The following is a 4,673-nucleotide window of genomic DNA, read 5'->3' on the forward strand; positions in this document are numbered from 1 at the left end:
GCACGGACCAGCCTTTGTCCCATATTTGCGATATTCATCATGTGGCCAGCCTTGGTCGGCTAGCCGCCGAAAATCAACCTTTGTCGTCGCGCGAGCGGCGGACATATTGCCCCAGGGGTCGCCCAGATCATGTTTCGACGCGCGGAGTTTCGCCTCGCCTCTTTTCTCCTTGCCGTCGTGGCGACGGCGGGTCTCGTCCATGCGCCGGCCAAGGCGCAGTTCCGCGGCGGCTATGCCTTTCTGCAGGCGGTCGATAACCGCGACGGGACCAAGGCGACCGACGCGCTCAAGGACGATCCGTCGATCGTCAACACCCGCAATCCCGACACCGGCGAAACTGCGCTCATGATCGTCGCCAAGCGGCGCGACATCAGCTGGCTCCGCTTTTTGCTGAGCAAGGATGCCGATCCGTCGATCGGCGACCGGCAGGGCGTGACTCCGCTGATGCACACCGCGCTGCTCAACTTCACCGACGGCGCGCAGGAACTGCTCAACCAGAATGCACCCGTCGACCAGACCAACCGGCGCGGCGAAACCGCCCTGATTCTCGCGGTCCAGAGCAAGAATGTCGCGATGGTTCGCCTGCTCGTCCGGAACCGCGCCAATCCCGACAAGGCGGACCATGTCGCCGGCATGTCGGCGCGCGACTATGCCAAGCGCGACGACCGGACGGGGCAGATTATCGCGATCCTCGACGCCAAGCCCGATGGCCCGGTGCGCGATCTCGGACCCAAGATCGGACCCGACTAGTCATCACAATGTGATATTCCGATTGACATTCACATTATGATGTGAGACATGCCCACCATGTCTACACAGCTCATCGATCGTATCCGCGCCATCGTCGACGACGGGTCCATGTCCCGCTCGGGCCTCGCCCGCGCCGCGGGGCTTCACGCCAACAGCCTGCGCGACCTCGACTCGCCCGGCTGGAACCCCACGGCCGAAACGCTGCGCAAGCTCGAAAACTGGCTCGCGACCGGCAGCGACCTGTCGCCAATGGCGAGTCCCGAAGAGATTATCGCCGAGGCGCGCAACGGCCGCATGTTCATCCTTGTCGACGACGAGGATCGCGAAAATGAGGGCGACCTCGTCATCCCCGCGCAAATGGCGACCCCCGACGCGATCAACTTCATGGCGACGCACGGGCGCGGTCTCATCTGCCTGACGCTCACGAAATCGCGCGTCGATACGCTCGGGCTCGAATTGATGAGCCGCCAGAACGGCACGCGGCACGAAACCGCCTTCACCACCTCGATCGAGGCGCGCGAGGGTGTCACCACCGGCATTTCGGCGGGCGACCGCGCGCGCACGGTTGCCGTGGCGATCGACGCCGGCAAGACCCGTGACGATATCGTCACCCCGGGTCACATCTTCCCGCTGATCGCGCGCGACGGCGGCGTGCTCGTGCGCGCCGGCCATACCGAGGCATCGGTCGACATCGCCCGACTCGCCGGGCTCAACCCCTCGGGCGTAATCTGCGAGATCATGAACGATGACGGCACGATGGCTCGCCTCGACGACCTTGTCCCCTTCGCACGGCGCCACGGGCTGAAGATCGGCACGATCGCCGACCTGATCGCGTATCGCAACCGCAGCGACCGGCTGGTCGAATGCGTGTCCGACGATCCGTTCGAATCGGACTATGGCGGCGACTGGCGCCTCAAATCCTATCGCAACAAGATCGATGGCACGGTCAATCTGGTGCTGCAGAAGGGGCCGGTCGATCCCGAGGGCGTAACCCTCGTCCGCATGCATCCGGTGTCGATCTTCGACGATATCATGGGCCGTCCGGGTCCGAAGAAGCGCCGGCTGCAACGTTCGATGGACGCGATCGGCGAAGCGGGTTCGGGGGTGATCGTGATGCTGATGCGTCCGCTGCCCGGATCGGCCGAAGCCGACGCGACCCCGGCACCGAGCGGCGGCATGGACCTTCGCACCTACGGCATCGGCGCACAGATCCTCGCCGACCTCGGCGTCCATGCGATGGAATTGCTCACCCCTACGCACAGCAATATCGTCGGCCTCGAAGGCTATGGCCTGTCGGTCGTCGGCGAACGCCCCATTCCCGGAGAAGCCGCATAATGGCACATGTCCTGATCGTCGAAGCCCGCTTCTACAGCCACCTCAACGACATGCTGCTCGACGGCGTGCGCAGCGCGCTCGATGCCGATGGACACAGCCATGAGACGGTAACCGTCCCCGGCGCGCTCGAAGTCCCCGCGGCAATTTCGCTCGCGGCCGACAGCGGGCGCTACGACGCCTATGTCGCGCTTGGAGTGGTGATCCGCGGCGAAACCTATCATTTCGAGGTGGTGTCGAACGAAAGCGCGCGCGGCATCATGGCGCTGACGCTCGACGGCCTTGCGATCGGCAACGGCATCCTCACGGTCGAGAATGAAGAACAGGCGCTTGCGCGCGCCGACAAGACGCGCAAGGATAAGGGCGGCGAAGCGGCGAAGGCCGCGCTTGCCATGCTGGCCCTGAAGGAACAATTCGGCATTGGTTGATCGCCCGCCTCCCAGCCGTTTTTCCGTCGTCGAACGCGGCGGGCGGCTGGTGGTCATCGACACCGAGACCGGGCAGACCCCGCCGACCGCCGCCGAGCGGATGGATCTTCACGATCGCAAGATGGGCGTCGAGCCGATCCGGCCCGCAGCGCGGCAGGCGAAGCCCGTAGCCGCGACCATTGTCGAGGCGACACCGCAACGCGAAACGCCGCGTCCACCGAACGCGCGGATGGCTGCTGCGGTCGCTGAAATGAACCGGAAGCAGCCGTGGAACCAGAAAGCGAAAACCACCGCGCAGCCGAACCATCGGCCTGCCCCGGCGGCCAACTCCGCGCCCGCACGAGGCACAAGCCGCCCCACCCCGCAGACCGGCGGTAGCCGCAAGACGATCGTCACCGGAAAATGGTGGGATTCGAAGGGCCCGCGCACGATCGAGCTGGGACCGAAAGGTCAACAGGTGCTGAACAGCAGCATCGTCACCCTGCTTTTCGTCGTCGCCATCGCGGCGATCGTCGCGCTGTTTGTCGAACCAGTCGTTTTCTTCATCGGCGGTTTTCTGCTGTTCCGTTTCGGTGGCAGCATATTGGGGCCGGTCGGCGCCGGCATCATCGACAAGGCGCTCGCCGAGAAAGGATGATCCGGACGGCGCATCGTCGCCCGGATCATCGAATGACCTACGCGGTCACCAGCGCCGGATAGTCGGTGTAGCCCACGGGACCCGGCGCATACCAGGTCTGCGGATTGTCCGCTGCCCATTCGGCGCCGTTCCGAATGCGCTCGACGAGGTCGGGGTTGCCGATGAACGGGCGTCCGAAGGCAATCGCGTCGGCAGCGCCCTTCGCAAGCGCCTCTTCGGCCAGTGCGACGTCATAGTCACTGTTCAGGATCAACGGACCCTTGAAGGCGGCACGGATCGCGGGCGACTGCTTCGGCACGTCGGTGCGGCCGAAGGTACCTTCGGGACCGGGCTCGCGCAGTTCGAGGAAGGCGATGCCGAGCGCATCGAGCGCCGCGGCGGCGGCCGGGAACAGCTTTTCGGGGGCACTGTCGTCGACGCCCTGCGTCTCGCCATTGGGCGACAGGCGCACCGCGACACGCTCCTTGCCCCACACGCCGACCAGCGCCCCGGTGACTTCGCGCAGCAGACGAATGCGGTTCTCGACCGACCCGCCATAATCATCGTCGCGCAGGTTCGAGCCGTCGCGCAGGAACTGGTCGATCAGATAGCCGTTTGCGCCGTGCAACTGCACGCCGTCGAACCCGGCACGCTTCGCATTTTCGGCCGCCTTCACATAATCGGCGATGACGCGCGGGATTTCGTCGAGGCGCAGCGGGCGCGCTTCCTCGAGGTCCATCCGACCCACCGGCGTGTGCGCGCGGCCAGTGCCCGTCGTCGCCGACGCCGAAACCGGCTGCTTGCCATCGTTGAACACCGAATGGACGAGACGACCCATATGCCAAAGCTGTGCGACGATACGCCCGCCCGCGGCATGTACGGCGTCGGTCACCGGCTTCCAGCCCTCGACCTGCGCGTCGGTCCACAAACCCGGCGCGCTCGGCCAGCCGAGCCCTTCCTGCGAGATGCCGGTGGCTTCGGAGATGATCAGCCCCGCCGAAGCGCGCTGGCGATAATATTCGAGCGCCAGCTCGTTCGGCACGAAGCCCGGTCCGGCGCGGCCGCGCGTGAGCGGCGCCATAATAATACGGTTGGGGGCGTCGATCGCGCCCAGTTTGATCGGATCGAACAGTGATACGGCCATGTTTCCTCCACGTTTCACTTTTGCGCTTCATTTTTTAGTGGCGACCCCTTCGGTCGTCGCTATGGCCCGCGAAGCTATGGACGCAGCGGTGCCGGCACAATGGTACGTAGCAAAAGAAAATCTAAATGACAGCCAAGATGGACAGCATCGAAGGGACGCCGGCGGACCGGACGGGCGCAGGCCGCTGGGCGTTCGCCGCACTGATTGGCGGCAATATCGCGCTATCGCTCGGCGCGATGCTCGTCCGCCTCGCCGATACCGGGCCGACCGCGTCGGCTTTCTGGCGCATCACGATCGCGCTTCCCCTGATCCTGCTGTTCGCCTGGCACGAAATGCGCCGTCAAACAGGCGGTCGCCTGCCGCCGCGCCCGGCGATATTGGTCGCCGCGATCGCGGGGGCTTT

5 protein-coding genes and 1 pseudogene are annotated in these 4,673 nt (G+C 65.3%); 5 read left to right on the forward strand and 1 reads right to left on the reverse strand.

The window, feature by feature from the left end; translation table 11 throughout:
- The first annotated feature begins 129 nt into the window (after positions 1 to 129).
- The 4 genes from VGD20_RS06580 to VGD20_RS06595 are packed head-to-tail and all read left to right on the forward strand — an operon-like array spanning position 130 to position 3,147.
- Entirely contained in the window at positions 130 to 750 is a 621-nt protein-coding gene (locus tag VGD20_RS06580) for an ankyrin repeat domain-containing protein (protein ID WP_331133688.1), read from the forward strand.
- 57 nt (positions 751 to 807) lie between these two features.
- A complete protein-coding gene (gene ribB / locus VGD20_RS06585) occupies positions 808 to 2,085 on the forward strand; it encodes a 3,4-dihydroxy-2-butanone-4-phosphate synthase (protein ID WP_331133689.1) in 1,278 nt (425 codons plus the stop codon).
- The gene (ribH, locus tag VGD20_RS06590) at positions 2,085 to 2,510 is read left to right on the forward strand and encodes a 6,7-dimethyl-8-ribityllumazine synthase (RefSeq protein ID WP_331133690.1); all 426 of its coding nucleotides are present in this window, start codon (positions 2,085 to 2,087) and stop codon (positions 2,508 to 2,510) included. Before ribB ends, ribH begins: the two co-directional genes overlap by 1 nt.
- Positions 2,503 to 3,147, forward strand: a complete 645-nt coding sequence (locus tag VGD20_RS06595; RefSeq protein WP_331133691.1) for a hypothetical protein — start codon at positions 2,503 to 2,505, stop codon at positions 3,145 to 3,147. The genes ribH and VGD20_RS06595 overlap by 8 nt, the downstream gene beginning before the upstream one ends.
- A gap of 37 nt (positions 3,148 to 3,184) precedes the next feature.
- On the opposite strand, the gene VGD20_RS06600 is transcribed toward VGD20_RS06595, so the two are convergent.
- Positions 3,185 to 4,270: an alkene reductase gene (locus tag VGD20_RS06600; protein ID WP_331133692.1), complete on the reverse strand. Its 1,086-nt coding sequence runs from the start codon at positions 4,268 to 4,270 to the stop codon at positions 3,185 to 3,187.
- A gap of 125 nt (positions 4,271 to 4,395) precedes the next feature.
- On the opposite strand from VGD20_RS06600, the pseudogene VGD20_RS06605 reads away from it, so the two are divergent.
- Positions 4,396 to 4,673, forward strand: a pseudogene (locus tag VGD20_RS06605) (EamA family transporter); the annotation flags it as partial.

The organism is Sphingopyxis sp. (genome assembly GCF_036402335.1).
In the GTDB taxonomy this organism is placed as follows: Bacteria; Pseudomonadota; Alphaproteobacteria; order Sphingomonadales; family Sphingomonadaceae; genus Sphingopyxis.